General features: G+C 73.8%; 14 protein-coding genes and 1 riboswitch. Of the genes, 7 read left to right on the forward strand and 7 right to left on the reverse strand.

Annotated elements, in window-relative coordinates; genetic code table 11:
• The coding region (locus ACSNOD_RS03330) for a DMT family transporter (RefSeq protein WP_436765188.1) at positions 1–956 on the reverse strand (956 nt) is incomplete at its 3' end.
• Positions 957–1,320: 364 nt separating this feature from the next.
• Positions 1,321–1,475, forward strand: a riboswitch (cyclic di-AMP (ydaO/yuaA leader).
• 3 nt (positions 1,476–1,478) lie between these two features.
• Between ACSNOD_RS03330 and ACSNOD_RS03335 the strand changes: the two genes are divergently transcribed.
• A complete protein-coding gene (locus ACSNOD_RS03335; protein ID WP_436765189.1) occupies positions 1,479–1,952 on the forward strand; it encodes a C40 family peptidase in 474 nt (157 codons plus the stop codon).
• 135 nt (positions 1,953–2,087) lie between these two features.
• On the opposite strand, the gene ACSNOD_RS03340 is transcribed toward ACSNOD_RS03335, so the two are convergent.
• Together ACSNOD_RS03340 and ACSNOD_RS03345 are read right to left on the reverse strand one after the other, a co-directional pair.
• Positions 2,088–2,963, reverse strand: coding sequence for an undecaprenyl-diphosphate phosphatase (locus tag ACSNOD_RS03340; protein WP_436765190.1), 876 nt, complete (start codon positions 2,961–2,963; stop codon positions 2,088–2,090).
• A 242-nt stretch (positions 2,964–3,205) separates the two neighbouring features.
• Complete coding sequence (locus ACSNOD_RS03345; protein ID WP_436765227.1) at positions 3,206–4,468, reverse strand: PP2C family protein-serine/threonine phosphatase; 1,263 nt, start codon at positions 4,466–4,468, stop codon at positions 3,206–3,208.
• Positions 4,469–5,373: 905 nt separating this feature from the next.
• On the opposite strand from ACSNOD_RS03345, the gene ACSNOD_RS03350 reads away from it, so the two are divergent.
• From ACSNOD_RS03350 to ACSNOD_RS03360, 3 genes are all read left to right on the forward strand, one after another.
• The gene (locus tag ACSNOD_RS03350; protein WP_436765191.1) at positions 5,374–6,456 is read left to right on the forward strand and encodes an NAD-dependent epimerase/dehydratase family protein; all 1,083 of its coding nucleotides are present in this window, start codon (positions 5,374–5,376) and stop codon (positions 6,454–6,456) included.
• Complete coding sequence (locus ACSNOD_RS03355) at positions 6,450–7,775, forward strand: DegT/DnrJ/EryC1/StrS family aminotransferase (protein WP_436765192.1); 1,326 nt, start codon at positions 6,450–6,452, stop codon at positions 7,773–7,775. Before ACSNOD_RS03350 ends, ACSNOD_RS03355 begins: the two co-directional genes overlap by 7 nt.
• Before the next feature lie 226 nt (positions 7,776–8,001).
• The gene (locus ACSNOD_RS03360) at positions 8,002–9,264 is read left to right on the forward strand and encodes an MFS transporter (protein WP_436765193.1); all 1,263 of its coding nucleotides are present in this window, start codon (positions 8,002–8,004) and stop codon (positions 9,262–9,264) included.
• A 36-nt stretch (positions 9,265–9,300) separates the two neighbouring features.
• On the opposite strand, the gene ACSNOD_RS03365 is transcribed toward ACSNOD_RS03360, so the two are convergent.
• Together ACSNOD_RS03365 and ACSNOD_RS03370 are read right to left on the reverse strand one after the other, a co-directional pair.
• Complete coding sequence (locus tag ACSNOD_RS03365) at positions 9,301–11,550, reverse strand: family 2 encapsulin nanocompartment cargo protein terpene cyclase (protein WP_436765194.1); 2,250 nt, start codon at positions 11,548–11,550, stop codon at positions 9,301–9,303.
• A 115-nt stretch (positions 11,551–11,665) separates the two neighbouring features.
• Positions 11,666–12,376 (reverse strand): TVP38/TMEM64 family protein, encoded by a 711-nt coding sequence (locus tag ACSNOD_RS03370; protein ID WP_436765195.1) that lies wholly within the window; start codon positions 12,374–12,376, stop codon positions 11,666–11,668.
• 243 nt (positions 12,377–12,619) lie between these two features.
• On the opposite strand from ACSNOD_RS03370, the gene ACSNOD_RS03375 reads away from it, so the two are divergent.
• A complete protein-coding gene (locus tag ACSNOD_RS03375; protein ID WP_436765196.1) occupies positions 12,620–13,963 on the forward strand; it encodes a GTP-binding protein in 1,344 nt (447 codons plus the stop codon).
• Between the two features lie 77 nt (positions 13,964–14,040).
• On the forward strand, positions 14,041–14,832 hold the full coding sequence (locus ACSNOD_RS03380; protein WP_436765228.1) for a spermidine synthase: 792 nt from the start codon (positions 14,041–14,043) through the stop codon (positions 14,830–14,832).
• On the opposite strand, the gene ACSNOD_RS03385 is transcribed toward ACSNOD_RS03380, so the two are convergent.
• Entirely contained in the window at positions 14,819–16,102 is a 1,284-nt protein-coding gene (locus ACSNOD_RS03385) for an MFS transporter (RefSeq protein WP_436765197.1), read from the reverse strand. The genes ACSNOD_RS03380 and ACSNOD_RS03385 overlap by 14 nt on opposite strands.
• Positions 16,103–16,152: 50 nt before the next feature.
• Positions 16,153–17,220 (reverse strand): hypothetical protein, encoded by a 1,068-nt coding sequence (locus ACSNOD_RS03390; RefSeq protein WP_436765198.1) that lies wholly within the window; start codon positions 17,218–17,220, stop codon positions 16,153–16,155.
• Between the two features lie 140 nt (positions 17,221–17,360).
• Between ACSNOD_RS03390 and ACSNOD_RS03395 the strand changes: the two genes are divergently transcribed.
• Positions 17,361–17,813, forward strand: a complete 453-nt coding sequence (locus tag ACSNOD_RS03395; RefSeq protein WP_436765199.1) for a DUF4442 domain-containing protein — start codon at positions 17,361–17,363, stop codon at positions 17,811–17,813.
• Positions 17,814–17,871: the final 58 nt, after the last annotated feature.

Raw genomic sequence — 17,871 nt, forward strand, 5'->3', positions numbered from 1 at the left:
TGATGGACGAGGGCATCCGCTACGGCCTCGGCGTCGCGCGGGGCTTCGGGCGCGCGCTCCCGGCGCCGCGGCCCGCCGCCGGCCCGGGGCACCGTACGGGCCCGGCCCCGCGCCGCCGCCGTCTCACGGATCAGCGTCAGCAGCCCCAGCACCGTCACCACGGCCGCCGCCAGCACCAGCAGCGCGCCGCCGAGGCCGTAGCGGATGCCCTCGTCCAGCAGCGCCAGGCCGATCAGGGAGGCGATCACGGGGTTGACGACGGTGAGCGTGGCCAGCGGCGCCGTCAGCCCCGCCCCCCGGTACGACGCCTGCGACGTGGCCAGCCCTGTCACCGCGAGCACCGCGACCGCGACCAGCAGCGGCAGCTCCGCCAGCAGCGCCGCGCCCCGCCAGGCCGCGGCCGAGGTGATCGTCCAGTCGTCCACCACCGCCTTGACGAAGACCGACGCCACACCGAACGACACCCCGGAGGCGCAGGCCAGCGCCACCGCCCGGGCCGTGGGCCGCCCCCATCGCGCCGTCACCCCGGCCCCGGTCAGCACCCCGAGCGTGCCCACCGCCACGGCCAGCTGCTCGGCGCCGGTCAGGGGGCGGGACTCGCCGGAGCCCGTCAGCAGCAGCATCCCGGCCAGGCCCGCGGTGACCAGCACGGCGCCCCACCGTCCCGCCCGGCTCACCGGCCGCTTCACCCACACGGCCGCCATGGGCAGGGCGAACACCACGGTCAGCACCCCCAGCGGCTGAACGACGCTCAGCGGCCCCCAGCCCAGCGCCATCACATGCAGCAGGGCGCCCGCGCCGTTCAGGGCCACCGACGCCCACCAGCGCCCCTGGCGCAGCAGCGGCGCCCACCCCGGGGCGGAGCCGGCGGCGAGCCGCTCCTGCACGACGGCCGCGGCGGCGTAGGCGACGGCGGAGAGCAGGGCCAGTGCCACCGAGAGGGCGAGGGGGCTCATGTCCGGCCCCGGCGAGGGCGTCCGTTGCCGTTCATGCCACAACCTTCCTCCCGTACGGCCGCGTTGTCGTCGTCCGCCGGTCGGCTCCGGGTGTACTGCCGGTGGAGTACGGGGGCGGGCGCGGGCCGTCGTACGACGTGGCGGGGGCGGCCGGTGACCCGGGGTCAGGAGTGGTGCACAGCCGCCCTCATGGGGAGAAATCCGGCGGGACACGCCCGACCGAATGAGTAGTGAACATGTTCACAGAAGGCCGTTTCGGCTCTGAATTCGATCGGTTGATGGCGCAGTATCCATGACTGACGTTCAAGCCCCCGTCGTCGGGACGGGGCCGTCCGGGCGGACGCCGAGTCCTGCCACCACCCGGACGTGACCGACGCAGACGAGTTGGCAGGAGCGGGAGACCCGAGCACGACGGGCCACGACAGCGGTGGCCCTTGGGGTGAAGCCACGCATTGGCCGGGCACCTTCGCAGCCCGAACCCGACAGGTCATCTTTCGCAGGCGGATGACGAAGGGTTCACCCATGTCCGCGCGGACGCACATACCCACGCTCATGTCCCGGGCCGGCGCCACGGCCGCCCTCACCACCGCGGCCGTCGCCGCGACGGTCCTCGTCCCGGCGATGTCCGGCGGCGCCGAGGCCGCGAGCCCGGCCGGCACGGCGCTCAAGGCCGCCGCGGCCAAGCGGGGCGCCCCGTACCAGTACGGGGCGGCGGGCCCCAACCGGTTCGACTGCTCGGGGCTCACGCAGTACGCCTACAAGCGGGCCGGCAAGAACCTCCCGCGCACGGCGGCCGCCCAGTACAACCGGACCCGCCACATTCCCGCCTCCGGCCGACAGGCGGGCGACCTGGTGTTCTTCCACTCCGGACGGAACGTCTACCACGTCGGCATCTACGCGGGTAACAACACGATCTGGCACTCGCCGAAGCCGGGCAAGACCGTGCGCCAGGAGAAGATCTGGACCAACAGCGTCTGGTACGGCCGCGTGAGCTGATTCGGGCGAACCGGCCCCGGCGAACCGGCCCTGCGAACCAGCCCCGGTGCACCGGCCCCGGTGCACCGCCCGCGGCCGAAACGCAGCCGCCCCCGGCCCATGACGGGCGGGGGGCGGAAGCCGCTTCTCGACGGGTCAGCCCACGGACTGGCCCGCGTCCGGTTCCAGGACGCCCATCGCCACCAGGATGATCAGGGCGATGCCGAGCAGGATGCGGTAGACCACGAAGGGCATGAAGCTCTTGGTCGAGATGAACCGCATGAACCACGCGATCACCGCGTATCCCACCACGAAGGCGATGACCGTGGCGAAGGCCGTGGGGCCCCAGGCGACATGGCCCTCGCTCATGGCGTCCTTGAGCTCGTAGCCGCCCGAGGCCAGCACGGCGGGGATGGCGAGCAGGAAGGAGTACCGGGCCGCCGCCTCCCGGGTGTAGCCCATCAGCAGGCCGCCGCTGATCGTCGCCCCGGAGCGGGAGACGCCGGGGATGAGGGCCATCGCCTGGCAGACGCCGTAGACGAGGCCGTCGCGCACGGTGAGCTCGGAGAGCGTCTTGCGCTCGCGGACCGCGCGGTGTCGGCCGCCGTTCTCGTCACGTGCCGCCAGCCGGTCGGCGACTCCGAGGACGATGCCCATGACGATGAGCGTGGTGGCGGTCACCCGCAGATCGCGGAACGGGCCCTCGATCTGGTCCTTGAGCGTGACCCCCAGCACACCGATGGGGATCGAGCCGACGATCACCAGCCAGCCCATCTTCGCGTCGTGATCGGAGCGCAGCGACTTGTCGAACAGCGAGCGGCACCACGCCGAGATGATCCGCGCGATGTCCTTGCGGAAGTAGATGAGGACGGCGGCCTCGGTCCCGATCTGGGTGATGGCGGTGAACGCCGCCCCCGGGTCCTCCCACTGCGCGAATGCCGCGGTCAGCCGCAGATGGGCGCTGGAGGAGATCGGCAGGAACTCGGTCAACCCCTGGACGAGCCCCAGGATGAATGATTCGAACCACGACATGAGACGTAACGCATCCAAGCAATGATCATGGCCTGACCTGCTGGACCACAGGTCACGCGGGGTTTTCCGGGCATCCGGCCGACGGGCGTGTCCCCTTCTGCGGGAGGTGGCCCGCTGCTGCGGGAGGCGGCCCGCGGCGAGCCGCCGCCGCCCCCTCGCCGACTCCTTCGACGCGGAGCCGGTCGACCGCCCTCCGCCTGACGTGCCCCCGATGAGGATCACCGGCCTCGGCGGAGGGAAGCCTAGCGCCCTTGTGTAACGGCTTTCTGAAGACCCCGGCCCTCCGCCTTCCGAGGACCCCGGCCCTCCGCCGTCGCCGGCGCGCGGAGGGCGAGCACCGCCATGTCGTCGTGGCCGTCGCTGGGCCGGGCGGCCACCACCGCCCGGCCCAGCTCCTCCACCGGCCGGTCCGCGTGCGCCGCGGCCACCTCGGCCACCGTCCGCAGGCCGTCCCCGAGGTCCCGGCGCGGGTGCTCGACCAGGCCGTCGGTGAACATCACCACGGTGGCGCCCGGGGGCAGCGGGCACCGGTGGTCGAGCCGCCGGTGGCCGGCGTCGACCCCGAGCGGCGGATCGGGCTCGCCCTCGGGGTAGCCGGCCTCGCCCGGCGCGGTGACCACCAGCGGCGGCGGGTGGCCCGCGCTGCTCCAGACCAGCCGCCACCCGCCCTCGTGGGGCTCGATGCGGGCCAGGCACACGGTCGCCATCACGGGCTCGCCCAGCGCCTCCAGGGTCCGGTCGAGCCGGGCCAGTACGGCGCTGGGCGCGGCGCCGGTGTCGAAGGCGAGGGCCCGCAGCATGTTGCGGAGCCGCGCCATGGCCGCCGCCGCCCGCACGTCGTGGCCGACCACGTCGCCGACGATGGTCGCCAGGGCGCCGTCCGGCAGCACGAGCGCGTCGTACCAGTCGCCGCCCAGCAGGGCCGGGTCCGTCGCCGGCTGGTACAGCGCCCAGGAGGTGAACGGCGCCAGCTCGGGCAGCCGGGGCAGCAGCAGCCGCTGGAACTGCTCGGCGCCGGAGCGGACCTGGCCGTAGAGCCGGGCGTTCTCGATGGCGACGCCGGCCGCGCCGGCCAGGGCCACCACCAGCGCCTCGTCGTCGGCGTCGAAGGGCCGGCCGTCGATGCGGTCCGACAGGTACAGATTCCCGTACACCCGGCCGCGCACCCCGATCGCGACGCCCAGCAGCGTCCGCATCGGCGGGTGGCCGGGCGGGAAGCCGGCGGACGCGGGGTGGGCGGCGATGGCCTCGACGCGCAGCGGCCGCGGATCGCTGATGAGCAGGCCGAGCAGCCCCCTGCCGTGCGGCAGCTCCACGCCGGCCAGGCGCGCGGTCTCCTCCTCGGTGAGGCCGACGGGGATGAACTCGGCGAGCCGCACCCCGTCCTCGTCCAGGACGCCCAGGGCGCCGTAGCGGGCCCCGATGAGCTCCATCGCGGTGCTCACGATGCGGCGCAGCACCACGGGCAGTTCGAGCTCCCCGCTGATCGCCAGCATGGCCGCCATCAGCCCTCGGGTGCGGTCGGCCGTCCGGACGCGGTCGACGGCCCGGGCGCGGTCCGGGCCGGCCGGCGCGCCCGGCCCGCCGCACCGGCCCGAGCGGTCCCGGGGCCGCAGGCCCACGGTGGGGGAGCCCGCCGCGAGGCCCAGGGGCGGATGCCCGGCGTCGTCCGCTGCGTGATCACTGGTCGCCACGGAGCCGAGAGTAACGGTTGGGCGACCGTGAGCGGCGGAGAATCGTCGCACGTCACAGCCGGGCTCCGGGGTGAGAGGCGGCCGGGGCCGGCGCGCCGCACGGCGAGCGGCGGCGGTCGGCCCGCCGTGCGGCGGGTACTTTGCGCCACCCGGGGCGACGGCCGCGTCGGCCGAACGCGCGGCCGGCCGGCTGCTGTCCGCCGCGCACGTCCCTCAGGTGTCGTCGTTCCCCTCATCATCACCAGGCCCCCCGCGCCGCACATCGTGGCCGGTGATGAGGCGGCGGTACACCCTTCGATGTAGTCGCCGGCCGGGGAACGCCGTCGGCCCGGACCGGTGGAAATCCCAAATTCCGTTTGCCCTTGCGGCATTTCGGGAAATGGCCGATTCTGAAGCAACCCCTTCGGCGGTGGTTTCCTCTTCACCCGATATCCACTACCGTCGGAGACCGGCAGATGGTGGTGCGTCACCGCTGGGCACTCCCACCGGAAAACGGTCGTACCGTCCGGGCAGGGGCAAGGTCCCCTTTCAAGGAGAGCGGTGGCATCGGCCGAGCGACCACATCGTGGACTCGGCCGGACCGTACGGCGCGCGGGAGCACCATTCCCGGACCGGCCCAAGGTGGCCGTCGATTCGGCGCCGGACATGCCCTTCGGACTCATTCCTCATCCAACGTCTCACCCACTCGGTCAAGAACAAGGATCTGAGGCTCTTTCATGAACAATCTGCTGCTTGATTCCCGTGCCTGCTCAAGCAGTGCCGAGGTGGCCGTGACCGGCGGAGCCGGCTTCATCGGGCGACACCTCGCCGCCGCCCTCGTCGCCCTGGGAAAGCGGGTCGTGATCGTCGACCTGGCCGATCCGGGCCCGGAGGTCGCGGCCCTTCCCGGGGTCCGTCACGCACGAGCGGACCTGCGCGACTACGGCGATGTGCTCATCGCACTCAAAGGTATTCATACAGTCTTTCATTTGGCCGGTAATGCCAGCGGGACGCTGTCCGTGGAGAACCCGAGGTTCGACTTCGAGGTCAACGGGATGGGCACCTGCAATGTCGGCAACGCCTGTGCCGAACTCGGGGTGAGCCGGCTCGTCTATCTCTCCTCCGCCATCGTCTACGGCACGCCGCAGACCACCCCCATCACCGAGGAACACCCCACGCGCCCGTTTCTGCCCTACGGGGCGTCGAAGCTGTCCGGGGAACTGGTGCTGCGCAGCCTCCACGAGGCGATCGGACTGCCCGTGGTGATCGGCCGATCCTTCGTCGTCTACGGCCCCGGCGAGGACCCGCGGCGGGCCGGTGGGGAGGTGTCCCAGTTCCTGCGCTGGCAGCTCAACGAACGGCCGATCCCGGTGGTGGGGGACATCGACCGCAAGACCCGCGACTTCATCCACGTCACGGATCTGTGCGCCGCGCTGATCACCCTGGCCGAGTCCGGGGCCGAGGGCGAGATCTACAACCTGGGCAGTGGCCAGGAGGTGTCCCTGCGCGCCCTCGCCGAGGCCGTGGGCAGGGCCACCGGCGCGCCGGCCTTGCTGGAGGCCGACGCCGGCCGGCTGGACGACAGCTTCCGGCTGGTCGCGGACGTGTCGAAACTCCGCGGCCTGGGGTTCGAACCGCGCGTCCCGCTCGACGCCGGGCTCAAGGCGCTCGCCGGCGAACTGGGGCCGTACCCCGAACTGCCCTCGGCCAAGGCCGTCTTCCGGCGCGAGCCGAGCGAGCCCGCCGCTCCCGGCACCCTCGCCGGCCCGGCCGCCCCGGGCGGGGCCCTCGACACCCGTGAGGAGGCCGCGGCGTGCTAGCACTCGACGGGGGCAGCCCCGTCATCGGCAAGGGCCAGGTCGCCCCGTGGCCCCACATTGTCGACGACGACCGCGCGGCCGTGCTGCGCGCCATGGACGACGCCACGCCCTGGCACTGGCCGATGCGGACCGTGCAGGAACTGGAGGACGCCTGGGCGGAGTTCACCGGCATGCCGTACGTGCTGGCGGCCAACTCCGGTACCGCCGCCCTGCACATGGCCATCGCCGCGGCCGGGGTGGAGCCCGGCGACGAGGTGCTGGTGCCGGCCGATACGTTTCTCGCCTCGGCCTCCTGCGTGCTCCAGGCCAACGCCGTGCCGGTCTTCGTGGACTCCGACCCCGAGACGTTCACCGTCGACCCCGCGCTGGTGGCCGAGCGGATCACACCGCGCACCCGGGCCGTCGTCGCGGTGGACCTCAACGGGCTGCCGGCCGACTACGACGCGCTCGCCGGCATCACCCGGCGGCACGGCCTGACCCTGATCGAGGACGCGGCCCAGGCGCACGGCGCCACCTACCACGGACGGCCGGTGGGCTCGCTCGGGGACATGAGCGGCGCCAGCCTCAACGGCTCCAAGACGCTGTCGGCGCTCGGCGAGGGCGGGCTGTTCGCCACCCGCGACGCGGAGCAGTTCAAGCTGGCCCGCCGGGTGCTGATGTTCGGCGAGGAACTGCCCGGGCAGGGCCGCGACTACAACGCGCGCATCATGGGCTGGAACTACCGCATCGACGTCCTCGCCGCGGCCTTCGCCCGCTCGCAGCTCGGCCGGCTGGAGGAGATGAGCCGGGTGCGGCGGGAGAACGGCGCGGCCCTCACCGAGGCCCTGGCCGGCATCCCCGGCATTCGGCCCCCGGCGGTGCCCGAGGGCATGACCCACGTCTACTTCTTCTACCCCCTGCTGGTGCGGCCGGAGGACCTGGGCCTCGACGACCTGCCGGTGGCGGCGTTCAGGGACGCGGTGGAGAAGGCCGTGAACGCTGAGGGCCTGGGGATCATGCGCTGGCAGCACCAGCCGGTGCCGGCGCAGACGCTGTTCCAGGAGCGGCGCGGCTACGGGCGCGGCTGCCCGTGGACCTGCGGCCACGCCGAGCCCGGCCGGGTCTACCGCCCGGAGGAGTACCCGGTCGCCGAGGACATCTGCCGGCGCCGCCTGGTGCTGGGGCAGAGCTTCAGCTCACTGGGCCCGCCGAACGACCTCGCCACCATGCGGGCGTTCGCCGACGTGTTCCACAAGGTCCTGGTGGAGGAGCGGGACGCGGTGGTCTCCCTGGCCCGCCGGATCGCGGCGGAGTCGGCGGAGCCGGCGCACACCCCGTAAGGCGGGTGGCCGCACGGGAGCGACCCCCGTGCGCCCACCCCGTACGGCGGACAGGGGTGCCACCCCGTACGACGGGCGGTGCGCGCCACTCCGTACGACGGGCCGGACGTGTCACCGCGCACGGCGGACAGGGCGTGCCGCCCCGTACGACAGGCGGGGCGAGCCGTCCGATACGACGATCAGGACGAGCTGTCCGATGCGACGATCAGGACGAGAGGAAGACGACGTGTCCCCGAGCGGCTCGGAAGACCCGGCCTTCGCCGCGGGCCCCCACGGCCCCGCCGGAGCGGGCGGCGACCGGACGACGCGCCTGGCCGACGCCGGCCGGGCGGCCGAGGAGCGCCCCGCGCCGCCCACGAAGCGGCTGCGGGCCGCCCGCGTGGCGGTCTGCGGCGTCTTCTTCGTGACCGGTGCCGCGTTCGCCACCTGGGCCGCGCGGGTGCCGGCCGTGCAGGACCGACTGGACCTCTCCGCGGGGGAGCTGGCCATCGCCCTGGTCGGCCTGAGCACCGGGGCGTTCGCCGGGCTCCCCCTGGTGGGCGGCCTGGTCGCCCGCTGGGGCAGCCGGCGGGTGCTCATCGGCGGCGCGGCCGTCTACCTGGGCGCCCTGCCGCTGATCGCGGTGGCGCCGGGCGTCCCCCTCCTCACGGTGGTCCTCGCCGCCTTCGCCTGCGGCAACACCGCCGTCGACGTCGCCATGAACACCCAGGCCGTCCTCGTCGAACGGGAGTACGGGCGGCCCATCCTCGGCGGCTTCCACGCCATGTTCAGCCTCGGCGGCATCGCGGGGGCGCTGGTGGGCAGCGCGGCGGCCGCCGCGGGCATCGGGGTGGGCGGCCACTTCCTGGTGACCGCCGTGGTGCTGGCGCTCGCCGGCGCCGTGGCCATGGCGGCGCTGCTGCCCGACCCGCCCGACGCGTCCGCCTCCGGCCCGCTGCTCGCCCTGCCCACCCGCGGGCTGTGGGTCCCCGGCCTGATCGCCTTCTGCGCCCTGATGGGCGAGGGCGTGATGAACGACTGGGGCGCGGTCTATCTGCACGATGTCACCGGCTCGTCGGCCGGCACCGCGGCGGCCGGCTTCGCGGTCTTCTCCGCCGGCATGGTGCTCGGCCGGCTCGCCGCCGACCGGGTGCGGGCCCGCACCGGCGACACCCGGTTCGTCCTGGGGTGCGCGGTGCTGTCGGCGGTCGGCGCGGCCGTCTCCATCGCGCTGCCCACGCCCGAGGCGGGCCTCGCCGGGTACGCGCTGCTCGGCCTGGGGCTCGCCGCCGTCATCCCCGTGATCTTCAGCTACGCGGCGCGCCACGACCCGCTGCGGCCCGGCCCCTCGATCGCGGCCGTCTCCGCGGTGGGCTACGTGGGCTTCCTGGCCGGGCCGCCGATCATGGGCGGCATCGCGGAGGCCACGAGCCTGCGCGTGGCCATGCTGGTGCTGGTCGCCCTGATGGCGGCGATGACCGTGCTGGCCCCCCGGCTGCGCCGCGGCTGAGCGCCGCGGCCGAGAGACGCGGCTGAACACGAGGGCTCACCACGCGGGCACGCCGCCTCTCGCCAGCGTCAGGGCGACACGCGCGGCCGAGGTGCCCAGCCCCGACGGGCCGGCCAGGGCGCTCTCGGGTGTGGGGTCGTGGCGCAGACAGGACTCCTCGTAGCGGTGACAGTCCTGGTGCCACGTCAGAATGCCGGCGAGCCAGTTGCGCAGGTCCTCCACATAGCCGTCCAGCGCGGCGCGGGCCTCCGCGTCGAGGTCGAAATCGTCGTAGAGGACGGGCAGCTCGTGCTCCACCACGTGCTGGAACTGGCGCATGCGCGAGTTCATGAGGTCATGGACGATTTCCACCGCCGTCGGGTAGTCGCAGTCGAAGAACTGCTGGACGACCAGGACGCCGTTGTGGACCTCCCCCTCGAACTCGATCTCCTTCTGGTAGGAGAAGAGGTCGTTCATCAGCGCGGCGTAGTCGGCCGCGGAGTTCTCCAGGGAGCGCATCGGCCCGCTGCGGTAGATCTCGGGCGGGACGCGCCGGCCGTGGGAGAGCCGGGCCAGGCTCATGGTGAGGTCCGAGCCGAAGGTCTTCCGGCGCATCTCGATGTAGTCGACCGGGTCGGGAACGCGGTTCTGGGCCTGGTTGGCCAGCTCCCACAGCCAGCTGTCGGTCATGGACCCGACCGCGGCCCGGAAGGTGCGGCGGGCGTCGAGGTCCATCGGCCCGGCCGTGCGCGCCCACAGATCGGCGAGCCCGCGCTCCAGCGCGTTGGTGGGCTCGGGCGCGGGCTGGGCGACGGGGTCGATCGGCATGAACGCCGCCAGGCGGTCGGTGCACGCCTTCGCGCCGGCCAGGTCCCGGGAGCGGCCGAACACCACGGGGTAGTAGTCGTCCCCGTAGGTGCCCCAGGTCAGCCACTGCGATCCGAGGTCCAGCGCCTCCGGGGTGGCGTCCGGGGCGAGGCCGGCCGCGCACAGCGGGAAGTCGAACCCGGCGAGCTTGCGCGCGTCCCAGATGTGGGAGCCGGGAACCCCGGGCTGCGGCTCGAGCATCCCCATCCGGCGCGCCCACTCCACTGCCTGCGGCCGGGCCCGCTCCAGGTGCGGGTTGAGCCGGGTGGGGAACGGCATCTCGAACTCGGGCAGCAGCGACGGCCCGACCCGCTGGTACGGGACGTGGGTGTAGCGCCGCACCCGGCCCGGCCCGGCCTGCCGGGAGAGGGACAGCAGGCTCACCGCCGAGGTGCCGAGGCCACTGGGGAGGAAGGGCAGCGCACGGGCGGCGCCCGCGGAGTCGAGGGCGCCCTCGTTCATGTAGCGGCTGGAGCGCAGATGCCACTCGTGCCCGCCGGACTGCCAGTCCTGGAGGCCCTTCACATAGGCCAGCACGGCCGCCCGGGAGCGCGGGTCCAGGCCGCGTTCGACGAAGAGCGGCTCCAGCTCGGTGAGCACGGTGTCCTCGAACTGCTGGAGGCGCGAGGTGAGCAGGTCGTTGACGGCGTCCGCCGCCTCCTGGGTGGAGCACCCCAGGAACGTCTCCAGCACCAGGACGCCATTGGCGAGCTCGCCCTCGTCCTGGGTCTCCCGCTCGTAGGAGAACAGGTCGTTGCGCAGATGGACGCCGTCGGCGAAGGCGTCCCGCAGCACCCGCAGCGGCCGGGAGTCGGCGACGGCCGCCGGGACCTCGGCGCCCGCCGCGTACTCGACCAGCCCCGCCGACCAGGGCGCGCCGCCGACCTTGCGGCGCATCTCGATGTACTCGACCGGGTTGGGGACGCGCCCGGCGTTGATGTTGGAGAGCTCCCAGAGGGACTCGTTGAGCAGGTGCTCGGTGCTCTCGGCGAACCGGGCGCGCCAGTCCAGCGACATCTCGGGCACGGTGCGGGCCCACAGATCGGCGAGGCCCGCCTCGACCGGGTTTCGCGGCTCCGGAAAGCCCTCGGAGAGGTCCATCGGCATGAACGCCGCCAGCCGGTCCAGATACGCCTTTCCGCCGGCCCGGTCCTGGGTGCGCTTGAACGTCTCCAGGAAGTGGTCGTCGAAGAAGAAGACCCACACGTACCAGTCGGTGACCAGCGAGAGCTGCGCGGCCGTGGCGTCCGGGTGGGTGTACGAGCACAGCAGCGCGTAGTCGTGGGAGTCGAGGTCGTGCTCCTCCCAGATCCCGGACCCCTCCAGCATCCCCATCGCGCGGGCCCACTCCTTGCTGTGCCGCCGCGCCTCCTCCAGGTGCGGGTTCAGCCGCGCCGGGTGGGGCACATAGAAGGTCGGCAGTTCAAAGGGGTGTGCCACGGGATGTCGGCCTTTCGTCGCGGCGTCTCGGTCCGCTGCCGCACTACCCCTGTGCGCGGGTGGTTACCCGAGCGCGCCAATAGTCGTACCACCCGATGAATCGGGGTACGCTGGGTCAGCGGGGTGGCCGGGACCGCAGCCCCGCCCGCTTGCGCCAGGCGACGATCAGCGCGGCGAGCCCGGTCAGGGCGATGAAGGCCATCGAGATCAGGAACGCCGGCGAGGTCGGTGCCGACGCGCGGCTGCCCGCCACCACGTACGCCGCCGTATTGGGCACGCTGCCGATCGCCGTGGCCAGCAGGAAGGGCAGCCAGCCCATCCGGGAGACGGCCGCGCCGTAGTTCGCCGCGGCGAACGGCACCCCGGGCACCAGCCGCACCAGCAGCATCGAGCGGAAGCCGTGCCGGCTGAGCTGCCGGTCCGCCGCCGCCAGCCAGCGGGCCCGCAGCAGCGGCCGCAGCGCCTCCTGCCCGAGCAGCCGCCCGAGCCCGAAGGCGAGGCCCGCGCCGAGCACCGTGCCCACGAGCGCCGAGGCCAGCCCGAAGCCGGACCCGAACAGCGCCCCCGCCGCCAGATTGAGAATCGGCCGCGGCACCAGGGCCGCCGTACAGATGCCATACGCGATCGCGAACAGCACCACGGCCGAGCCGCCCGAGACCTGGGGTGGCCAGCCGCCGGCCAGCAGCCGCTGCGGCTCGTACAGGACGACGGTCGTCGCCGCCGCCGAGAGCAGGGCCGCGAGGAGCGCCAGACGGGAGCACGGTGACAGCAGCGCCTTGGCGCACCGGGCGGGAAGTCCGGCGGACGGCGGGGTGGCGTCGAGCATCCGGGGAGACTAACCGACAAAGGTGTCGGATCGTTGTCAGCCCGGCCGCGGGGACACGGTCGGCGCAGCCCCGGCGGCGCACCGGAGTGAGCGCGCCCCGCGCCGCCGGCGCCGCTAATTGGTTGGACGGCCCAGCGGCCGGCCACGATCATCGAGGCATGTTCCGAACGGCCTGCGCACCGGCGCCGCCCGCCGTCGCCCGGGGAGTCCCGGGGAGTCCGGGGGAGTCCGGGGAAGGGGACCATGGCGAAGCAGCCGTACGCGCGCACCAGGCCACATCTCACCATCGGGGCCCTGGGCCAGGCCGGCCACGGCAAGACCACGCTCACGGCCGCCATCGTCGCGGTGCTCGCCGCGCGCGGCGGCGCCGGTACGGGGCCGACGGAGGTGACCCGTGGCATCACCATCGACAGGGGCCATGTCGAGTACAGAACCGACACCCGGCATTACGCCCATGTCGACATGCCCGATCACACCGACTACGTCAGGAACATGGTGACGGGGTCGGTCCGGCTCGACGGGGCGATCCTCGTCGTCTCGGCGCCCGACGGCGTCATGTCGCAGACCGTGGCGCAGGTGCTCCTCGCCCGTCAGGTCGGGGTCGAGCACGTCGTCGTCGCGCTCACCAAGGCGGACGCCGGCGATCCGGACCTGGCCGACCTCGTCGAACTGGAGGCGCGGGAGCTGCTCTCCGCCCACGGCTACGCGGGGGACACCCTGCCCGTCGTACGAGTGTCGGGGCTGCGGGCGCTGGAGGGCGACCCGCGCTGGACGGGCACGATCGAGGCCCTGCTGGACGCGGTCGACATCTACGTACCGACGCCGCGCCCACGCGTCGACGCGCCGTTCCTGCTGCCGGTCGACAACGTCCCGGCCCTCGGCGAGAGCGACACCGGCTCCCTGGGCACCGGCTTCCTGGCCACCGGCTCCCTGGTCACCGGCACGGTGGAGCGGGGGACGGTGCGGGTGGGGGACCGGGTCCACCTCACCGGCAGCGACGCCACGGCGGTCGTCACCGGGCTGACAATCGCCGGCACGGACCTGGCCGCGCCTGCGATCACGGCCACGGTCGCGGGTGGGGAGCGGGAGGAGCCGGCCGCCGGCGGGCCCGCGCCCGGAGCGCACGCCGGGCCGGGCGACACCGTCACGCTGCGGCTGCGCGGGGTCCGGCCGGAGGAGGTGCGGCGCGGTGACGCGGTGGTGGCGCCCGCCTCGGTGACCGTCGAACGGCGCTTCACCGCACGCGTCCATCTGTTCTCCACGGCGGAGGGCGGATGGGGCACGGCGCTGAGGAGCGGTCGCCGCCCGCGGTTCCGCCTCCGTACGGCCGAGGTGGCCGGCGCCGTCGACCTCGGCGGACCGGCGGCGGTGGCGCACCCCGGCGAGACCGTGCCGATGACGGTCGAGCTCGACCGCGCGCTGGCGCTGGAACCGGGGCTGCGCCTCACCGTCCACGACGGCGGGCGAACGGTGGGGGCCGGCACGGTGATCGCCGTCGCGGGCGGGCCGGGGCGTTCTCCCGCCGGTACGGGGGGTGGCGCGGGTGGCCCGGGACCCGCCGGGGCAGGGCCCACAATGGGTCCGTGAACACCGACGAGCCGACCCCCGTGGGCGACGGGCCGATACCCGTGATCCGGGACGTGGACGGCGGCACCGCGAAGCTCATGCCGGACGTCGACCGGCGGCGCGCCTGGCTGCTCACCGTGGACGGCGCGCCCCAGTCGTACGTGGACCTGGACGACCCCGTCCACCTGGAGTTCGAGTACACCCAGCGGCTCGCCCATCTCCTCGACGCGGCCTTCGCCCCGGGCCGCCCCCTGGACGCCCTGCACCTCGGCGGCGGCGCCCTCACCCTGCCGCGCCGGGTCGCGGCCACCCGGCCGGGCTCCCGGCAGACGGTGGTCGAGTCGGACCGCGGTCTGATCGCGCTGGTCGCCGAGCACCTTCCGGTGCCGGAGGGCAGTGGGATCACCGTCCACGGCACCGACGCCCGGGCGTGGCTCGAACAGGCGCCGCCCGCCTCGGCGGATGTCGTCGTCGCGGACGTGTTCGGCGGCTCCCGGGTGCCCGCGCATCTCACGTCCGTGGACTACGCGCGGGCGGCGGCCCGCGCCCTGCGGCCGGCCGGTGTCTACGCCGCCAACCTCGCCGACGGCGCCCCGTTCGCCTTCCTCCGCTCCCAGCTGGCCACCTTCGGCACGGCCTTCCCCGAGCTCTGCCTGATCGCCGAGCCCTCGGTGCTGCGCGGTCGGCGCTTCGGCAACGCGCTGCTCGTCGCCTCGCACGCGCCGCTGCCCGTGGAGCGGCTGGCCCGCCTGGTGGCGGCCGACGCCTTCCCGGCGCGGGTCGAGCACGGCGCCGCGCTGGACCGCTTCGTGCGCGGGGCGCGGCCCGTACGGGAGGAGGACGCGGTGCCTTCGCCGGAGCCGCCGGAGGGCGCGTTCAGCATCGGCTGACGTCGTCGTCGTGCGGAAGCCCGCCGGCCCAAGGGGGCCGGCGCGTGAGGCGGCGCACGTCCGGGACGGTCAGCACCGCGGCCGTCAACAGTACGATCAGCAGCGCACAGCCCCACAGCGCCGTACTCCGGCCGAGCGCGTGCTCCGCCGGCCCCGCGAGCCCCGCCGCGATCGGCATGCCGGCGACCGACCCCAGCCAGTCGTACGCCGAGACCCGGGAGAGCTTCTCCTCGGGGATCTCCTGGTGGAGCGCGAGCATCCAGGCCACGCCGAACACCTCCAGCGCCAGGCCGCTGACGAACATCGCCGCCACCAGCGGGCCGATCGGCAGGGGCACGGCGAGCGCGGCGGAGGGCAGGGCGAGCGGGAAGACGCACAGGGTGCCGGCGAGCAGGATGCGGCGCGGCCGCCAGCGGGTCATCAGCAGTCCGCCGCAGAGCGTGCCCACCCCGAACGCGGCGAGCGCCAGCCCCCACGGGCGGGCGCCGCCCAGGTGCTCCTCGGCCACCAGCGGCCCGTACACCGCGTCGGCCGCGCCGGACACGGCGTTCACCACGGCGAACTGCACAACGATCGACCACAGCCAGGGCCGGGAGGCGAACTCGCGCCAGCCCTCGCGCAGATCGAGCAGTAGCCCCCCGCCCGGGGCCCGCTCCCGTGCCGGGCCGACGTCGAGGAACGCCCGGAGCGCCCCCGCGCACGCGAAGGCCGCGGCGTCGATGGCGAGCACCCAACCGGGGCCGAGCAGGGCGATCAGCGCGCCGCCGAGGGCCGCGCCGCCGATCGTGGCGCCGCTCATGCCCATCCGGAAGACGGCGAAGGCGCGCCCGGACTGCTCGCCGCTGACGGTGGAGAGGAGCATGCCCTCGGCGGCGGGGGAGAAGAAGGCGTGCCCCGCGCCGCCCACCGCGGAGAAGAGCGCCATCTGCCAGATCCGCGCGTCACCGGAGAGCACGAGGGCGGCGAACCCGGCCTGGGAGAGGCAGTTGACGGTGTTCGCGGCGACCATCACCCGATGGCGCGGCAGCCGGTCCGCGATGGCGCCGCCGATCAGCAGGAAGCCGACGAGCGCGACCGTACGGGCCGCGGCGACCAGCCCGACGTCCGTACTGCTGCCGCCCGCCTGGAGAACGGCGAACGCCGCCGCGATCAGAGCCCCGGAGTTCCCGAGGTTCGTGATCACGGCGGCGGCGGTCAGCAGGCTGTAGTTGCGGCCCGCCCATAAGGGGCGGCGCGGCAGTCGGCGCGCCGCGCCGGTCCGGTTCGTCACCCGCGGACTATGGCGGCATCGGGCCGCCGCTGCCAAGCGATTTCGAGGAATCAGGAGGCCAGCGGTCGCAGGGTGGACATGATCTTCTGAATGGTCTCGTCGGGGACCTCCTCCGGGGTCCCCTTGACCGAGGTGAGAATCCAGGTGGCGAGGTCCCCGCTGGGCGCCTTGTACGAGACGGCGTACGCCTTGCCGTCGGTCTCGCACTTGTTGCGCTTCTTGACGCCGGTGACCGTGGTCATGGAGACATGGCCGGAGATGCCGTGGGTGGTGGTGAACGGCTTGGACTCGCCGACGTCGAACTTGCCCGACTTCTGCTGATCGAAGGCGCCGAACGCCCAGTTGCCGGACTCGATCTTGGCCGCCTCCGCGGTGCCCTTGGCGCCCTGCGCGCCCTTGGCGCCGACCGTGGCCACCGAGTACGAGCCCTTGCTCTCGGGCACGGAGCAGTACTTCTCCTTGTACACCGCCGGGCCGGACATCGTGAGCAGCGGTGTGGGGAAGAGCGCCTTGTCGTCCTTCTTGTTCTCGTCCGCGATGGACCAGGAGTAGCCGGAGCCGAGGACCTTCCACTCCGGGGGCACGTCGAAGGCGACCCCGCGCTTCTGGTTGGTGACCGCCTGCCAGCCCTGGACGACCGGCTTGACCTCGGCCGCGGGCGCGCCGCGCGGGTTGTCCTGGGCGGCGCCGCTCGGCGCGGGCGGGGCCGGGGCGGAGGGCGCCGCCGAGCCCTTGTCGTCGGTGGCCACGGCCTTCTTGTCGTCGTTCTTCTCGTCGCCCCCGAGGAGGATGACGCCGGTCACCGTCGCGGCGATCACGACGGCGACGGCCGCCACCACGGCGATGACCGTGACCTTCTTCCGGTTGTCGCGGGGCGGCTGGGGCGCCCCCGGGGCACCGGGGACGTTCCACTGCGGCGCGTGGCCCTGCGGCTGCTGGGGCGGGAACCCGGGCTGCTGCTGGTACGGGTTGGGCTGTTGGTACCCCTGCTGCTGGTATCCCTGCTGTTGGTACGGATTGGGCTGCTGAGGGCCCTGTTGCTGATGACCCGCCTGCTGATACGGATTCGGGTTGTGCGGGTTCTGCTCGCCCCCGGGCGGCTGCTGTCCTGGCCACATGGCCGATAACCATAGAGGGGGCATGGCCGAACTGCTACGGCAGCCCCTGCGGGGTGCGGGCCGGGGGCGCCCCGCCCGGTCCCCGGGTGTCTCCGTGGCGCCCCTCCCGCCACAAGCTACTCGCTGGTAACGTGCGGCTCATGACCGAGACCTCGCCGTCGATCGGCGACATGATGACGGCCACCGTGCCGATGGCCCGCACCCTGAACCTCGACTTCGTCGAGACCACCCCGGAGCGCGCCGTGGTGCGGTTGCCCGACCAGCCCGACTACCACAACCACGTCGGCGGTCCGCACGCCGGTGCGATGTTCACCCTGGCGGAGTCGGCCAGTGGCGCGATCGTGATGGCCGCCTTCGGCGACCAGCTCTCGCGCGCCGTGCCGCTCGCCGTCCGCGCCGAGATCGGCTACAAGAAGCTCGCCATGGGCCCGGTCACGGCCACCGCCACGCTCGGCCGCCCGATCGCCGACGTGGTGGCGGAGCTGGACGCCGGCCGGCGACCCGAGTTCCCGGTCGCGATCGCCATCACCCGGGAGGACGGCGCGGTCACCGGGGAGATGTCCATCGTCTGGACCCTGCGGCCGAACAACTGATCGTCGGGTCCCGGCGTCTGTCTCCGTGATTCCAGTAGGCTGCCCGGCGTACGCACGA

It is taken from the genome of Streptomyces sp. URMC 123 (assembly GCF_051386515.1).
Taxonomy (GTDB): Bacteria; Actinomycetota; Actinomycetes; order Streptomycetales; family Streptomycetaceae; genus Streptomyces.

What these genes read in the sequence shown, in the direction of transcription:
- ACSNOD_RS03340 (WP_436765190.1), bottom strand. Translation starts at nt 2,963, where the DNA reads ATGTCGTGGTTCGAATCATTCATCCTGGGGCTCGTCCAGGGGTTGACC.
- ACSNOD_RS03380 (WP_436765228.1), top strand. Translation starts at nt 14,041, where the DNA reads ATGCCGGACGTCGACCGGCGGCGCGCCTGGCTGCTCACCGTGGACGGC.
- ACSNOD_RS03350 (WP_436765191.1), top strand. Translation starts at nt 5,374, where the DNA reads ATGAACAATCTGCTGCTTGATTCCCGTGCCTGCTCAAGCAGTGCCGAG.
- ACSNOD_RS03375 (WP_436765196.1), top strand. Translation starts at nt 12,620, where the DNA reads ATGGCGAAGCAGCCGTACGCGCGCACCAGGCCACATCTCACCATCGGG.
- ACSNOD_RS03395 (WP_436765199.1), top strand. Translation starts at nt 17,361, where the DNA reads ATGACCGAGACCTCGCCGTCGATCGGCGACATGATGACGGCCACCGTG.
- ACSNOD_RS03370 (WP_436765195.1), bottom strand. Translation starts at nt 12,376, where the DNA reads ATGCTCGACGCCACCCCGCCGTCCGCCGGACTTCCCGCCCGGTGCGCC.
- ACSNOD_RS03390 (WP_436765198.1), bottom strand. Translation starts at nt 17,220, where the DNA reads ATGTGGCCAGGACAGCAGCCGCCCGGGGGCGAGCAGAACCCGCACAAC.
- ACSNOD_RS03345 (WP_436765227.1), bottom strand. Translation starts at nt 4,468, where the DNA reads ATGGCGGCCATGCTGGCGATCAGCGGGGAGCTCGAACTGCCCGTGGTG.
- ACSNOD_RS03335 (WP_436765189.1), top strand. Translation starts at nt 1,479, where the DNA reads ATGTCCGCGCGGACGCACATACCCACGCTCATGTCCCGGGCCGGCGCC.